Source organism: Mesorhizobium sp. M1252 (assembly GCF_040318265.1).
In the GTDB taxonomy this organism is placed as follows: Bacteria; Pseudomonadota; Alphaproteobacteria; order Rhizobiales; family Rhizobiaceae; genus Mesorhizobium.
Genome location: NZ_JAMYLX010000015.1, coordinates 57,362 through 71,579, shown reverse-complemented (window position 1 = coordinate 71,579; position 14,218 = coordinate 57,362). Strand labels below are relative to the sequence as shown.

Below are 14,218 nucleotides of genomic sequence, written 5' to 3'. Positions count from 1 at the left end.
ATCGGACCATAATTGCACCGGCAGCGCTGACTAGCAACAATGTGGCTGATCTTTCAGCGGTTCTGAAGCCAGTCTGTCATTTTTGGTCCTACAAAAGCATCAATCCGCTTGTGCTTTGGTCCGATTTACCTTCTAATAACAGGACCATCTGGGAGGAAAAGGCTTGCTGAATACGGAAGAGCGTCCTGAGATGCCCGCGGCTATTCTCGCCGCCCGCGCGGCCGACGCGATGGTGGCCGGCATAGAGGCCGACATCACGTCCGGAAGGCTTGGCGACGGCAGCTACCTGCCGGCCGAGCGCGAACTGATGATCGAATATGGTGTGGGCCGGGGCGTTGTGCGTGAGGCGATTGCGCGCCTGGCCAGCCGCGGCCTGGTGGAAGCGCGTCCGCGGTTCCGGCCCGTGGCGCGCCGGCCTGGCCTGGATGCCGCGCTCGGCGCCCTCGACGGCATTGTAGGACATCTGCTGAGCGACCAGGCGGGCGTGAAGAACCTCTACGACATGCGCGTCTTCCTCGAGGCGTCGCTGGCGCGCAACGCCGCCATCCATGCCCGCAAGGATGACGTCACAGCCCTGAGGGCGGCGCTGGCGATGAACGAGGCGGCCATCCCGGATTCCGAGAAATTCTATGCGACGGACGTGGCGTTCCACGCAGCGCTCTATGACATCGCGCGCAACCCGGTGCTGCCTGTCGTGCACAAGGCATTTACCGCATGGCTGTCGCCGCATTGGATGCGCATGCCACGGTCGCCCGAGCGCAACCGCGTGAATTTCCTCAGCCATCGTGAAATCTGCACGGCCATCCTTGAGCGAGATCCTGACGGCGCCGAGCGGGCGCTGCTCAACCACCTCTCGGCGGCCTGGGAGTATGTCCGCGGAACATTCGAAAGCCGTGAGGCGCCGGAGGCATGACGCAGTCCTACGACCATATCGTGGTGGGCGGCGGAGCAGCCGGCTGCGTCGCGACGGCAAGGCTTGTCAAAGCGGGACGGCGAACCCTGCTGCTGGAGGCCGGCCATTCCCATCATCACCCCTTGCTCGACATGCCGCCCGGCATCTTCAAGATGATCAACGGCTCGAAATTCATGCGCTATCACCGCACCGAGCCGCAGGCCCATCTCGACGGCCGCGTCCATGAAATCTCGCAAGGCAACGTGCTGGGCGGCGGCACCTCGGTCAACGCCCAGGTCTACATGCGAGGCCGCTCGGCCGACTATGAGGAGTGGGACGAACTGCTGCGCGGCAACAATGCCGGCGTGCGCTGGAACTGGCAGGCGGTGCTGCCGCATTTCACCGGCATGGAGGGAAACAACCGCCTCGGCGGCGAACTGCATGGCAGCGAAGGTCCGCTGCTGGTCTCGGATCCAGGCCACATCGATGATGTTTCCCGTTGGTTCGTCCAGGCCGTCCAAGGCCTTGGATTGCCGTACAACCATGACTTCAACGGACCGTCGCAGCGCGGGGTCGGCTTCTACCAGTTCATGAACCGGCGGGGAAAGCGCAGCAGCGCCGCCTATGCCTTCATCGAGCCGCTGACGAATGATCCCAAGCTGACGCTGAAACTCAATTGCACAGTCAGCCGGCTGCTGATCGAAAACGGTCGGGTCACCGGCGTCGTCTATTCGGATGCGTCGGGCGCCGAGCATACCGTCCATGCGGATGCCGACGTGATCGTCTCGTCCGGTGCCCTCGTCTCGCCGAAACTGCTCATGCTGTCCGGCATCGGCCCCGCCGAGGCGCTTGCCGGGCACGGCATTTCCTGCGTCGCCGACCTGCCCGGGGTCGGCGAAAACCTGATCGACCATCCAGAGGTGCCGATCATCGCCACCGCAAACGGCCCATACGGCTATTTCAGGCAGGGCCAAGGTTGGAGGATGATCAGGAACGGCCTGCATTTCAAGCTCTTCGGCACCGGCACGATCCTGTCAGCGGGGGTGGAGGCCGGAGCCTTCGTCAATCCGGCCGATCCCGAGGGCGAACCGACGATCCAGGCCTTCTGCGTGCCGCACGTCTATCTGGACCGCGATATCCTGACCTTGGTCGAGAACACCTATGGGCTTACCGTGACGACAGTGGTGGTGAAGCCAAAGTCGCGCGGTTTCGTAAGGCTGCGTTCGGCGGATCCGAAGGACATGCCGATCGTTTCGCCGAACCTCCTTAAACATCCCGACGACATGAGGGAAATGATCTCCGGCCAGCGTTATTTCCTGCAGGCTTTTCAGACCAAGCCGCTCGCCGATCGGGTCAAGGCCATTGCCGTGCCAAGCCAGGATGATCTCAGCGACGAAGCCATGACAAAGCATTGCAAGCGCTTTGTGAAGACCAACTACCATCCGGCCGGGACATGCCGGATGGGCTCGGACAGCGACCGGATGGCGGTGCTGGACGCGGCGCTGCGCGTGCGCGGAATAGACAATCTGCGGGTTGCCGACATGTCGGCCTGCCCCAACATCAATGCCGGCAATACGGCGGCGCCCGCCATGATGCTGGGCGACCGCTGCGCCGACTTTATTTTGGAGGCGGCATAGCGCCGGATCCAGCTTGCCGACGGCCTCATCGCCGAAGCCGTTTGGGCCGATATCGTGAGGAAATTACACAGTCGCTGAAAGCGACAATAAAGGAGGAAAGAGCATGATCATTACCCGTCGAAAACTACTGGTTGGCTCCGCTGCCGGCGCGGTTGCGCTGACACTCGGCTCACGCGCCTTCGCGGCGCTCCCGCCACTCGCCAAGAAGGACAAGTACAAGGTCGGTTTCGCCCAGACGGAAAGCAACAATCCGTGGCGCCTTGCCGAGACCAAGAGCATGCAGGACGAAGCCGCCAAGCTCGGCCATCAGCTGGTCTACACGGATGCCGCCGGTTCGTCGGCCAAGCAGGCCTCCGACGTGAACTCGATGATCGCGCAGGGCGTCGACGCAATCTTCCTGCCGCCCCGCGAAGACAAGCCCCTGGTGCCGGTCATTCTTGCCGCGCGCGATGCCGGCATACCGGTGTTTCTGGTCGACCGCGACGTTGATCACACCATGGCCAAGCCGGGCGAGGATTATGTCTGCTTCATCGGTTCGGATTTCATCGAGGAGGCGACCCGCGTCGGCGAATGGCTGGTCAAGAACGCCAATGGCAAGTCGAAAATCATCGAGCTGGAAGGCACGACCGGAGCCTCGGCCGCTACCGACCGCAAGAAAGGCTTCGACGATTTCATCGCCAAGCACTCGCAGTTCACCATCCTGGCGTCGCAGTCCGGCGACTTCGCTCGTGACAAGGGCCGGCAGGTCGCCGAGACGCTGCTTCAGGCGCACCCTGATGCGGATATCATCTACGCGCACAATGATGAGATGGCGCTGGGCGCCATCGCCGCTTTGGAAGCAGCCGGCAAGACCCCGGGCAAGGATGTGCTGATCTTGTCGATCGACGGCGAGAAGGAAGGCGTCCAGGCGATCATTGACGGCAAGATCGGCGCTATCTGCGCTTGTAGTCCGCTGTTCGGGCCGAAGGCCTTCGCTACGATGGCCGACTATGCGGCCGGCAAGAAGATCCCGCCGTTCATCAAGAACGAGGATGCCTTCTTCGACGCCACGAACGCGAAGAAAGACTTCGATATTGCGTTCTGATATCCACTTTCTTTCCAGTTGCCCTACCCGCTTCGGCGGGTAGGGTTTGGGAGTTTGACGATGACCGCTCAGCCGGACCAAGCCGCGCTGCTCCTGGACATGCGTGACATCCAGAAGCGTTTTGCCGGCATCCCTGCCCTGGCCGATGCCTCGCTCCAGGTTCTTCCGGGCGAGATCCACGCACTCATCGGCCAGAACGGTGCGGGCAAATCGACACTTATCAAGGTGCTCACCGGCTATTACCGCCGGGATGCGGGGCAGGTGCTGTTCGAACGGAAGCCGTTCGAAGTTGGGTCTCCGCATCAGGCGCAGGTCAGCGGCATCAGCACCATCTACCAGGAGATCAATCTCGTACCGCTGCGCTCGGTGACCGAGAACATCTGCCTTGGACGCGAGAAGCGCCGCCGCGGCCTGCTCGACTGGAGCGCGATGCATGCGGAAGCCGAGCGCCTGCTCAGCCGCTTCTCGATCGGCATCGACGTGCGCCGCCCGCTCAGCGATTTCAACACCGCCACGCAGCAGATGGTGGCGATCGCCCGCGCCATCGGCTTTTCCGCCCGCCTCGTGATCATGGATGAGCCGACCTCCTCGCTGGACGAGCGTGAAGTCTCGGTCTTGTTCAGCGTTATCCGTCAGCTCAAGGCCGACGGCGTCTCCGTTCTGTTCGTCAGCCACAAGCTCGACGAGTTGTACGAGGTCTGCGACCGGGTCACGATCATGCGTGACGGCCGCACGGTGCGAAGCGCGGCGATGAGCGACATCGGCAAGCTGGAGCTGGTCGCGGCCATGCTCGGCCGCGACGTCGCAGCCGTCGAAGGCCACGCGACCGCGTTCGGCGAACGCGATCGGTCGAGGATCGGTGATGTGCTGTTTACCGCGCAAAGGCTGGCAGCCGGCCAGTTGGTGCGTGACGTGAGCTTCGACCTGCGCCGCGGCGAGATCGCCGGCTTTGCCGGCTTGCTCGGCGCCGGCCGCACCGAAACAGCCCGCCTCGTATTCGGCGCCGACCGCCGGAGCGCAGGCGAGATGACGATGGAGGGCGCGTCCTACCATCCCGCACGTGCCGCGGATGCCGTCGCCGCGGGGATGGGCTTCTGCACCGAGGACCGCAAGGCCGAGGGCATCGTGCCGGAAATGACCGTCGCGGAGAACATAACACTGGCACTGCTGCCGAAAATCAGCCGCAATGGCATCCTGAACGAGGCCCGGCAGAAGGAGATCGTCGAGCGCTTCATTCGTGAACTCGACATCAAATGCTCGGGGCCCAACCAGAAGGTCCGCGAGCTGTCGGGCGGAAACCAGCAAAAGGTGCTGCTTGCCCGCTGGATGGCGATGAACCCGAAGCTGCTCATTCTCGATGAGCCGACGCGCGGCATCGATGTCGGGGCCAAGGCCGAGATCCAGCGCCTCATCCGCAAGCTTGCCGATGACGGGCTCGGCGTGCTGATGATCTCCTCGGAACTCGAGGAAGTGATGGAAGGAGCCGACCGCATATTCGTGCTGCGCGAAGGAGTGAGGGTGGCCGAACTGGAAGGCCAGGCAGCCAACGAGGAGGACGTGCTCGCGGCGATGGCGCATGGCGGCGCGGCGAAGGAGGCAGCGTGAGCGATCTGGCCACACCATCCGCAGCCAACGACGCTGGAAACCGCCGCTTTGATGTGTTCGGTTTCCTGGCGCGCTACGGCACGGTGATCGCGCTTGTGCTGCTGGTGGTCTTCAACCTTGCCTATACGCGCAATTTCGCGACGCTGCAGACACTCAACGTCAACCTAACCCAGGTCTGCACAATTGTGATCGTCGCGGTGGGGATGACCCTGGTGATCGCCACCGGCGGCATCGACCTGTCGGTTGGTTCGCTGATGGCGATCTCCGGCGCATTGGCGCCGATGATCTTCATGGGCACGATCTTCCCGGTCGGAAACATCTATCTGGCGGTAGCCGTCGCGATGATTGCCTCGATCCTCGTCGCCGGCCTGTTCGGGCTGTTCAACGGCTGGTTGGTCTCGCGTTTCCGCATCCAACCGATCGTCGCAACGCTCGTGCTGTTCATCACCGGGCGCGGGATCGCGCAGGTCATGACCAACGGCAATCTGCAGACCTTCCGCGTGCCGCAATTCCAGTGGATCGGACTTGCCCGCCCGCTCGGCATTCCCGCGCAGGTCATCATCATGGCCGTGCTGGTTGCGGCGGCCGCTTGGGCCCTTCACCGCACGGTGTTCGGGCGAAGCATCCTGGCGGTCGGCGGCAATGAAAAGGCCTCTGAACTCGCCGGCATCGCCGTATCGAGGATCAAGCTCGCTGTCTATGCGATCAGCGGCCTGTGCGCGGGGCTAGCCGGTCTCGTCGTCATTGCGATCAACTCCTCCAGCGACGCCAATCTCGTGGGGCTGGGCATGGAACTCGACGCCATCGCGGCGGTCGCGGTGGGCGGCACGCTGTTGAGTGGCGGAAAGGCCACAATCATCGGCACCCTGCTGGGCGCACTGACCATCCAGTTGGTGCGCTACACGCTGCTCGCCAATGGCGTACCCGACGCCGCTGCGCTCGTCGTCAAGGCCGGCATCATCGCATTCGCCGTCTGGCTGCAGCAGCAACACCGGGTGTAATCCATGAACAGCGCCAGACTGGTTCGCATCATCGGCACTTACGGTGTCGTCATCGCGCTTGCAGCCCTCGTCCTGTTCGGATTCCTGCGCTACGACCGCTTCCTCGGCCTCTTCAACGTGATGAGCGTTCTGCGCTACAACTCGATGTTCGCGCTCGTCGCGCTCGGCATGTGCTTCGTGATCATGACCGGCGGCATAGACCTGTCCGTCGGCTCCGTCGCCGCCTTGGGCAGCGTCGCGTCAGCCCTGGCGAGCCCGCACGGCATCGTGGCAGGCCTTGCAGCGGGCGTTGGCGCCGGCCTGGCAGCCGGGCTGATCAACGCGCTCCTGGTTACGCGCGGCAACCTGATGCCTTTCATCGCCACGCTTGCCACCATGCTGGCCGCAAGCGGCTCGGCGCTGCTTCTGGCCGGCAACCAGACCGTTTCGGTGTCTTACGATTCGGGTTTCACCGCCATCGGCCAAGGGAATTTCTGGATTTTCCCGATTCCGGCAGTCATCGCCCTGGTTGCCTATGCCGTCGGCTCAGTGGTCCTGAACTACACCAGCACGGGACGGACGGTGCTGGCCATCGGCGGCGGCGAGGATGCCTCGCGGCTGATGGGGCTGCGCACGGACGGCGTCAAATTTCTCGTCTATGTCGCAAGCGGGTGCCTGGCCGGGCTCGCCGGCGTCGTCCTCGCTTCTCAGTTCGGCGCAGGCCAGCCGATCGAGGGCGTCGGCTGGGAACTGTTTGCCATCGCAGCGGTCGTCGTGGGCGGGACGCTGCTGACCGGCGGCTCTGGCTCGGTGTTGACCACGCTGGCCGGCGTGCTGTTGCTCGGCATCCTTTTCAACGTCCTGAACTTCGAAAACGGCATGGGCTGGATTTCGCTGTCAGCCTACTGGCAGTCGGTGATCCGCGGGCTGTTTTTGCTCGTCGTCGTCCTTCTCCAGGCACGGCTTACGGCAAGGCGCGAAACTGCCTGAGGATGGCGAGCGCCTTCGAGCACGATGGCGCTGCAGAATCAGTGCGCGTTGCGCACCCGGCCGATGAGCGCATCCCGCAGACTTTCTGCGGCGATGCTTCCCCGGTGCACCTGGGGTCCGACACCCTTGGAGCAGGATCCGCAAGCGGATCCTGGTGCAGTCACATGGCCGTCCTGGAGACGGTCATTTCCCGGCGACCGCCACGAACACGGACTGCCCCTGCCTTTCCAGCCGAAACAGGATGGGCTTGCTCTGCCGGCGAGAGTTCGCCCACTCCTCGACGATATCCGAAGGCTCCGTCACGCGGCGATTGTTGGCCGATATGATGACATCGCCGGGCTGCAATCCGCTCCGGGCGGCAAGGCCATCGGGAACCACTTCCACGACGAAGACGCCGGTTGTTCCTGATTTGATGCCTAGCTGCTGACGCGCCTGATCCGGAATCGGGCTGAGGGATAGGCCGAGGCCTTCGGCCGCCGACTTCTTGTCGGGAACAGCGCCGGTCTTCACCTCCGCATCCTTGCGCTCACCGATGACAAGCGCGATCTCCTGGTCCTTTCCGCCGTTACTCCGTGTCAGAGTGGCCTTGCTGCCAGGCTTCTGGCTAGCCGTCGCAAGCGTGAGGTCATGGACACCCTCAATGCCCTTGCCGTTGAACCGGGTGATCACGTCACCCGGCTTCAAGCCGGCTTTCTCCGCCGGGCTGCCGGGCTCGACCGAAGCAACCAGCGCGCCCTTGTCATCTTTCATCCCGAGGGCCTCAGCCAGCGACGGCGTGATGTCCTGCAGGCGGACCCCGATGAAGCCACGCTCGATCCGGCCGGTTCTGATCAACTGGTCGGCGATGCTTTGGGCGGTGCGCGATGGCACCGCAAACCCGATCCCGATGCTGCCGCCGGACGGCGAGACGATGGCGGTGTTGACGCCGATCACCTCGCCACGTGCGTTGAACAGCGGACCGCCCGAGTTGCCTCGATTGATCGACGCGTCCGTCTGGAGAAAATCGTCATACGGCCCGGCTTGAATGTCTCGCGAGCGGGCCGAAAGAACGCCGACAGTGACAGTCCCTCCGAGCCCGAAGGGACTGCCGATCGCGATTGTCCATGCGCCCGGCTGCATTGCATCCGAGTCACCCCATTTGGTCGTGGTCATGTTGGGCCGCGGGTCGACCTTCAGCACCGCTATATCGGTGGCGGGGTCACGGCCGACCAATTGCGCCGGCGCCGTTTCCTTGTCGGAAAATACGACATGGATCTCTGTCGCATCGGCAACGACATGGTTGTTGGTGACGATGTAGCCGTCGGCACTGATCACAAATCCGGAGCCAAGCGCCTCCCTCACCTGCGGCTGAACGGGTCCGAGGCCCTGGCCGTCGAACGGACTTGTAAAGTCGCCCGCCGTCGTCTGGTCCTGGACAACCTCCCGGGTCGTGATCGCGACCACGGCCGGCAATTTCTGCTGGATGATCGCTGTGAAGTCGGTCGGGGTATCCTGGGCCAGGACAGGCGCCACGCCACTGGCCGAGAGCATCAGCGCAACCGCGATCAAGCGCGTTGCAAATCGTCTTTGCATATCGTGAGACATTGCTGGACCTCCTGCCGGACAGCCCCGGCCGCTCGGCCGCGCCGCGCGGAGCCGGTGCTCCGGACGCTAGAACTGCCAACAAAGCTGTTTGTTTCAGCCCCCCGGAAAAATGGCACGGCCAGGAAAAATAGCCCGACCGCGGGGGTCCGGAAGGCAGCAGCCGGGAACCATTGAGGCCGTTGAGTTCAACCGTCCACAGGACTGGTCGCGGACGTGGCAGAAATCAGCAAAGCGACTGCGTCAGCTCCGGCAAATGCCCGATATGCCGATGGAGCCAACCTAGCGGCTGAGGTGCCTCTACCGGGCCTGGTGCGAAAAGGATCTGCAATGAAAGAGGGAGCTCCACAGCCGCCGAGAGACGCGGCTGTGATCACCACCGCTCGAACTCCCTCAAGGGAACAAAAGGGTACCAACTAAGTTCGGCCCCCATAATGAGGATGCCTATATGGACCTGTTGCCCCAGTCAGCCGAACACACCGTCTCCCCGCCGCCCGCTCCAGACCTTCACCGGCTTTTGTTCGATCCAAACTTGCGTATACACGGCTTGATTGATGACACTGTCGTCACCAAAGCCTTGGACGATTTGAAAGCCGTGCGTTCCGGGGAAGACGATCTCTACGTTGAAATCGACACGCCCGGAGGCGACGCCGACGGCGCGCGACGTCTAGCTCTAGAGTTCAAACTTTTTCTGAAACACTCGGGCCGCAACGGCTACATCATTGGCAAGAATACGGTTTACTCTGCCGGGGTAACGGTCCTTGCCGCTTTCCCGAAAGCCTGCAGGTTCCTTTGCCCGCAAGCAGTCCTGCTGATTCATGAAAGAAGGCTTGAGAAAGACTTGGTTCTGAATGGACCAATTCGAAGCTGTCTTCAGATCGTTCGCGAACAACTTGCGCTGTTGGAAACGGCAGAGCGACTCGAGAATGAAGGGTTCGCCGATCTCGTCCAAGGTTCTCGAACATCGCTGGAAGAGCTGCGCGACCATGCCTTGACCAACTGCTACCTGATGGCAGCCAGAGCTTTGGAGTTGGGCCTTGTTGAAGACATTGCCGATTAACTTGACGCCTCGGATGCAAACGGCAGAGCCGAGTCCAACACGCTTCCCTCACTCATGGCTCCGGCGACCATGAACGGCAAGGTTGAAAAGATAGAGCGGACCGGCGGCTGTCTTTGCGGGTCTGTGAGGTATGTTGTCACCGGCGCGCCGTTGCGCGTTGGCTTGTGTCATTGCCAGGATTGCAAGAGAACCAGCGGCAGCACCTACAGTGCCTTTGCCGTGTGGCCGCGGTCGGCTTACCAGTGCAAGGGCGAGCTTGTTGCATTCAACGGCAGAGGTTTTTGTCCGGCATGCGGGTCGCGCCTGGTGAACCTCCGCGACGACGAAGCCGAGATCATGATCGGCACTCTCGATGATGCGCCAAACGACCTTCTCCCGGCATACGAGCTTTGGACCCCCCGGCGCGAAGCCTGGCTCCACAACCTGCCTTGGGCTGACCAATTCGCGGGCGATCGCACCGAAGAAGGCCAAAATTGGCGCGAAGCCCGACGAGTATGACCATGCTCGAATGGCCCTCCACCCATGAACTGTGAAAGTCAGCTTCATGCGCGATGAATCACTCAAGTTCTTGAAGAAAATTGTGGCGACCCCGTCGCCGAGCGGCTTTGAGCAACCTGTAGCGGAGCTTTTCCGCGAGTATGTTCGTCCGTATGCCCACAGGTTGACGACGGACGTCATGGGCAATGTCACAGCGATCATCAATCCTGAGGCGTCTATGCGCTTCATGTATGCCGGGCACATGGATGAGGTCGGCTTCATCGTCCACTACATCGACGATGACGGTTTTCTGTTCTTCAGCACCATAGGTGGAACGGACGTTGCCACTGAAATCGGCCAGCGTGTCTGGGTGCACGGCAAAGAGCCGATCCTGGGGGTCGTGGGTCGCAAAGCAATCCAGACCTTCAAAGCCTCTGACACGTCTCAAACACCCTCGCTGATGGAACTGTGGATCGATATCGGCGCGAGTTCGCGAGAGGAAGCGTTGAAGGTCGTAGAGGTCGGCAGCGCGGTGACTATCCATGGCGAGTTTGCAGCGCTCCAGGGCAACCTTGCTGTCGGACGAGCGTTCGACAACAAGGTCGGCCTCCTCATCGGCGCCGAGGTGCTGCGCTGCCTCTCTGAGGAGGGAGGCGTTCACCCCGGCGTGGGGCTCTATATCCTGGGTACGGTTCAAGAGGAAATCGGTTCCCGAGGCGCGATGACCTCGGCGTTCAATATCGCGCCTCGAACCGGCCTCGCAATCGATATGGGCGTGGCGATGGACTATCCGCGCGCTCGCGCCGAGGATCAGGGCAAACTGGACCTTGGGAAAGGGCCGGCAATCACTCAAGGCGCGAACACCAACCCGGTGGTGTTCAATCTGCTGAAGTCGGTGGCCGAGAAAGAGGGCCTGCCTTATCAGTTTCAGGCGGTGGGCAGCTCAAGCCCTACCGACGCGCGTGTCATGCAGCAGAACCGCGGCGGCGTCGCAAGTGGGGTGCTCTCCGTGCCTTTGCGTTACATGCATACCCCGTCCGAAGTTGTTTGCTTGGATGATGTGCAAACGACGATTGACTTGGTTTGTGCATATTGCCGGCAATTGACGCCGGAGATCGACTTCACGCCAAGATGATCGCTGCGGGATTGATTGTGGAAGTCGTGGCTCCAACAGTCGCCGATCTGGCGCCTGTCGGCCACCGCCCGGTTCGTCGGTCACCGCGCACCTGCGAAAACCCAACCACGGTCCACTGGGGAGCGCGCCTCAGGTCACCGCGACCGCTTCCACCAAACGCCTGAGGAAATCCGTCAGACCGGCTTCAGGATCATCACCTGCGCCAACGAGCACCGAAATACCCCAGCGCCCAAGCACGGCCTCCTCCACAGGGTTGCGGCTGGGCATGAAGATGAACGAAGGGGGACGATCTTTCTCATATCCAGACCGGTGCCAGGTTTGCCAAAGCCGGTGCAACAGCAGCCGGATGTTTGGATCGGAGAGGCTATAGCCAATGAACAGGATCGTGCTGCCGAGAGCGTCGGAGCGAAAGCGGACATCAAGGGGAGAATTGAAGGACAGGCGGTCAAGATAGTCGGTTTCGGTGAGGACAAGGGAAGAGTCCTCGTCAAAGTCGCCGTGAAATTTCACGATGTGCGTTATGCCTCGACGGGCCTGCGCAACGTGCCGTGCGTTGGCCACTTTCACGTACTCTCGACCGTGGATTTCAAAAGCGAGTTCCAGGTTCCGGTCATAGTTCGTCGTATAGATGACGGGAAAATCGAGCGTCACGATGAGACGGTGCAATTCCGATTTCTCGATCCGTTCCTTGGCGACAGACCAGTTTCTGTCCATCCAACTGCGAAGTGGTCCGATGCTGCCATGCTTGATCCGATAGTATTCGGCCAAGGTCTGAAAACGATCGCGTCGCGTGGAAAATTCATCGTCGACGCCGAGCTCCTTTGCCATTCGCTCGATGAGCTTCTCCCAAGACGGAAGTCCGACGCTGATCGATACCCCCGCCCCCACAAACAAAATTGCGCTGCGATGACGAATTGCATTGGCGAGCGAATTTATAGGATCATCATCGTTCATGGATAGGTCCTCCGAAGCCACTCGCGTGGGCCGGACCTAAAGGTGCGTGCCCCGTGAGCGGATCGTGGACGCGGCCCCGCAATTCGAGCCAGCACGGCGCACTGCGGGAGCATCGTGCTCCGCCCTCATCGACGAAATCGGATCGACCACGCACCAGCCAGCCCAGAGGGGGCGGCCCTTGCAGTCCTGCCGAGCCGCTTGCCACCCGAACCGAGGTAGCGGCCGCGAGGACACTGGCTGTGAACTGGAACCGGCGGTGTTGCGGTTTACTGGCCACGTTGATTCAGTTCTGCGCCAGCCATATTGCGCAAAACTCTATCGAGTTTCGCATTCACCAAGAGGTTGCGCCGCTTCGCGCCGATAAAGATGGCGAGAGAGTAAATCATTGTAAGAACAGAGATCATCGTCATTCCGGCCTAAACATCAGCGGCCGGAGATGTTCCATGCGCCCGGAAATATTCCAGTGCAGGTGTTTTTAAATCGCCGAAGCTACGCGCTCAATGCGCGGTTGGTTTCGTGTCCAGGGCGGACGAATTAGCGCAAGGCGGTATTCATCCTCCCACATCGGCGGCGGACTGAAGCGAAATGCTGGTTGTGTCCCCCAGAATTGCAATGAAACGCCGATGCTTTGCATGCGGCCCGGAACAAATGCTCGCTTGCACAGTTCGAGCCATGCAGCGGTCGACCCCCGCGCTGCAAGATCGGTAGCCCGATCGCCCGCGCCGGCCCCTCCCACGGCGCGGGCTTTCGTTTGAATTCACGCTGTCGGGGTTGGAGTCGCTCCGCCGTTGTCGCGAGCCGGCTGATATACGCGCTGTCCGGGGCTCGCGCGGTGTCGGCGACATCGGCATTCGCGCAGTCCGGCAGGTCAGCCGATGCACGGGAACAACGCGGCACTGTGATGGTTTGGTGGCCTCGGAAGGTGGCAGAGAACGATGGGCAAAAAGCCCAAACAGCACGCAAAATCCACGGCGGATCGCGAAAAGGCGATCGAGGCGCTCTACTTCGCGCGCAAGTGCGGCCTTACGAAGGAAGAGGCACTCAAGATGCTTAGGGAAGCCCCGATCGGGATCGATGATGAAGCCGAAGAGCGCTCCGGCAGTTAGACGCGATCGCCGGTCGCGCGTCGCAGCCGGCCGCGGCGCATGATCTTCTTCACTTCCGATACGCATTTCAACGATCCGCGCATTCTGCGCCTCGACCGGCGTCCCTTCGCCTCGTTGGTCGAGCATGACCAGGCGCTGGTTGCGTTTTGGAACGAAACGGTTGGCCCGAACGACGAGGTCTGGCACCTCGGCGATTTCGCCAAGGGTCCAGCCGAGACCGTCTCTTCACTGCTGTCGTCTCTTAACGGGTCCAAGCACCTGATAATTGGCAACAATGATGGCGCCGCCACCATTGGCGACCCGGCCTGGGCGAGCGTGCACCACTACATGGAGCTTCTTGTCGAGGGCAGCTTGCTGGTTCTGTGCCACTATCCTTTTCGCACCTGGAACCAGATCGGCAAGAGGTCGGTAAACCTGCACGGTCATTCGCACGGTCGTCTGAAGCCGATGACGCGCCAGCATGATGTCGGCGTCGACGCCTGGGGGTTTCGTCCGGTAACCTTTGCTGCCATTCAGGCCAGTCGCCGGCGGGGTTAGCCCGGCAGAACGCCGGGCGAGCGAAGGTCTCAGCTTTGCGGGATTCGAGCCGACGAGAGGCCGTCTGTAATCCTGCCGGGCCTGCCACAACGCGACAATCCTGGTTGGGCGACTTCAAATAGGAGAACTGCTTCATATATGCGGTTTTCGCGGTACGCGGACCGCGCCACACCATCAGCT

13 protein-coding genes are annotated in these 14,218 nt (G+C 61.9%); 11 read left to right on the top strand and 2 right to left on the bottom strand.

Translation table 11 applies throughout. The features are described 5' to 3' along the window. The first annotated feature begins 163 nt into the window (after window positions 1-163). From NKH22_RS25310 to NKH22_RS25285, 6 genes are all read left to right on the top strand, one after another. Complete coding sequence (locus NKH22_RS25310) at window positions 164-913, top strand: FCD domain-containing protein (protein ID WP_023822666.1); 750 nt, start codon at window positions 164-166, stop codon at window positions 911-913. Beyond that, on the top strand, window positions 910-2,529 hold the full coding sequence (locus tag NKH22_RS25305; protein WP_023743374.1) for a GMC family oxidoreductase: 1,620 nt from the start codon (window positions 910-912) through the stop codon (window positions 2,527-2,529). Before NKH22_RS25310 ends, NKH22_RS25305 begins: the two co-directional genes overlap by 4 nt. A gap of 103 nt (window positions 2,530-2,632) precedes the next feature. Further along, window positions 2,633-3,613, top strand: coding sequence for an ABC transporter substrate-binding protein (locus NKH22_RS25300; protein WP_023672664.1), 981 nt, complete (start codon window positions 2,633-2,635; stop codon window positions 3,611-3,613). A 60-nt stretch (window positions 3,614-3,673) separates the two neighbouring features. Further along, window positions 3,674-5,218, top strand: coding sequence for a sugar ABC transporter ATP-binding protein (locus tag NKH22_RS25295; RefSeq protein ID WP_352911458.1), 1,545 nt, complete (start codon window positions 3,674-3,676; stop codon window positions 5,216-5,218). After that, window positions 5,215-6,219: an ABC transporter permease gene (locus tag NKH22_RS25290; RefSeq protein WP_023822669.1), complete on the top strand. Its 1,005-nt coding sequence runs from the start codon at window positions 5,215-5,217 to the stop codon at window positions 6,217-6,219. The genes NKH22_RS25295 and NKH22_RS25290 overlap by 4 nt, the downstream gene beginning before the upstream one ends. 3 nt (window positions 6,220-6,222) lie before the next feature. Beyond that, on the top strand, window positions 6,223-7,188 hold the full coding sequence (locus tag NKH22_RS25285; RefSeq protein WP_023682464.1) for an ABC transporter permease: 966 nt from the start codon (window positions 6,223-6,225) through the stop codon (window positions 7,186-7,188). 183 nt (window positions 7,189-7,371) lie between these two features. Here the strand turns inward: NKH22_RS25285 and NKH22_RS25280 are convergent, their stop codons facing one another. Continuing rightward, complete coding sequence (locus NKH22_RS25280) at window positions 7,372-8,772, bottom strand: Do family serine endopeptidase (RefSeq protein ID WP_023707500.1); 1,401 nt, start codon at window positions 8,770-8,772, stop codon at window positions 7,372-7,374. A gap of 445 nt (window positions 8,773-9,217) precedes the next feature. Between NKH22_RS25280 and NKH22_RS25275 the strand changes: the two genes are divergently transcribed. The 3 genes from NKH22_RS25275 to NKH22_RS25265 all read left to right on the top strand — a co-directional run bounded on the left by NKH22_RS25275 (window position 9,218) and on the right by NKH22_RS25265 (window position 11,441). Further along, entirely contained in the window at window positions 9,218-9,829 is a 612-nt protein-coding gene (locus NKH22_RS25275; protein WP_023682462.1) for an ATP-dependent Clp protease proteolytic subunit, read from the top strand. A gap of 69 nt (window positions 9,830-9,898) precedes the next feature. Further along, window positions 9,899-10,327: a GFA family protein gene (locus NKH22_RS25270; RefSeq protein ID WP_352911454.1), complete on the top strand. Its 429-nt coding sequence runs from the start codon at window positions 9,899-9,901 to the stop codon at window positions 10,325-10,327. Window positions 10,328-10,373: 46 nt separating this feature from the next. Beyond that, window positions 10,374-11,441, top strand: coding sequence for a M42 family metallopeptidase (locus NKH22_RS25265; protein ID WP_023682460.1), 1,068 nt, complete (start codon window positions 10,374-10,376; stop codon window positions 11,439-11,441). A 129-nt stretch (window positions 11,442-11,570) separates the two neighbouring features. On the opposite strand, the gene NKH22_RS25260 is transcribed toward NKH22_RS25265, so the two are convergent. Continuing rightward, a complete protein-coding gene (locus NKH22_RS25260) occupies window positions 11,571-12,395 on the bottom strand; it encodes an SIR2 family NAD-dependent protein deacylase (RefSeq protein WP_023682459.1) in 825 nt (274 codons plus the stop codon). Window positions 12,396-13,330: 935 nt separating this feature from the next. On the opposite strand from NKH22_RS25260, the gene NKH22_RS25255 reads away from it, so the two are divergent. Then, a complete protein-coding gene (locus NKH22_RS25255; protein ID WP_023672674.1) occupies window positions 13,331-13,501 on the top strand; it encodes a hypothetical protein in 171 nt (56 codons plus the stop codon). Window positions 13,502-13,540: 39 nt separating this feature from the next. After that, window positions 13,541-14,038 (top strand): hydrolase, encoded by a 498-nt coding sequence (locus tag NKH22_RS25250; protein WP_023702861.1) that lies wholly within the window; start codon window positions 13,541-13,543, stop codon window positions 14,036-14,038. Window positions 14,039-14,218 lie beyond the last annotated feature (180 nt).

Bases quoted from the DNA above. Each gene is read 5' to 3' on its own strand.
- NKH22_RS25260 (WP_023682459.1), bottom strand. From the start codon at position 12,395: ATGAACGATGATGATCCTATAAATTCGCTCGCCAATGCAATTCGTCAT.
- NKH22_RS25285 (WP_023682464.1), top strand. From the start codon at position 6,223: ATGAACAGCGCCAGACTGGTTCGCATCATCGGCACTTACGGTGTCGTC.
- NKH22_RS25305 (WP_023743374.1), top strand. From the start codon at position 910: ATGACGCAGTCCTACGACCATATCGTGGTGGGCGGCGGAGCAGCCGGC.
- NKH22_RS25265 (WP_023682460.1), top strand. From the start codon at position 10,374: ATGCGCGATGAATCACTCAAGTTCTTGAAGAAAATTGTGGCGACCCCG.
- NKH22_RS25250 (WP_023702861.1), top strand. From the start codon at position 13,541: ATGATCTTCTTCACTTCCGATACGCATTTCAACGATCCGCGCATTCTG.
- NKH22_RS25255 (WP_023672674.1), top strand. From the start codon at position 13,331: ATGGGCAAAAAGCCCAAACAGCACGCAAAATCCACGGCGGATCGCGAA.
- NKH22_RS25300 (WP_023672664.1), top strand. From the start codon at position 2,633: ATGATCATTACCCGTCGAAAACTACTGGTTGGCTCCGCTGCCGGCGCG.
- NKH22_RS25280 (WP_023707500.1), bottom strand. From the start codon at position 8,772: ATGTCTCACGATATGCAAAGACGATTTGCAACGCGCTTGATCGCGGTT.
- NKH22_RS25270 (WP_352911454.1), top strand. From the start codon at position 9,899: ATGAACGGCAAGGTTGAAAAGATAGAGCGGACCGGCGGCTGTCTTTGC.
- NKH22_RS25295 (WP_352911458.1), top strand. From the start codon at position 3,674: ATGACCGCTCAGCCGGACCAAGCCGCGCTGCTCCTGGACATGCGTGAC.
- NKH22_RS25275 (WP_023682462.1), top strand. From the start codon at position 9,218: ATGGACCTGTTGCCCCAGTCAGCCGAACACACCGTCTCCCCGCCGCCC.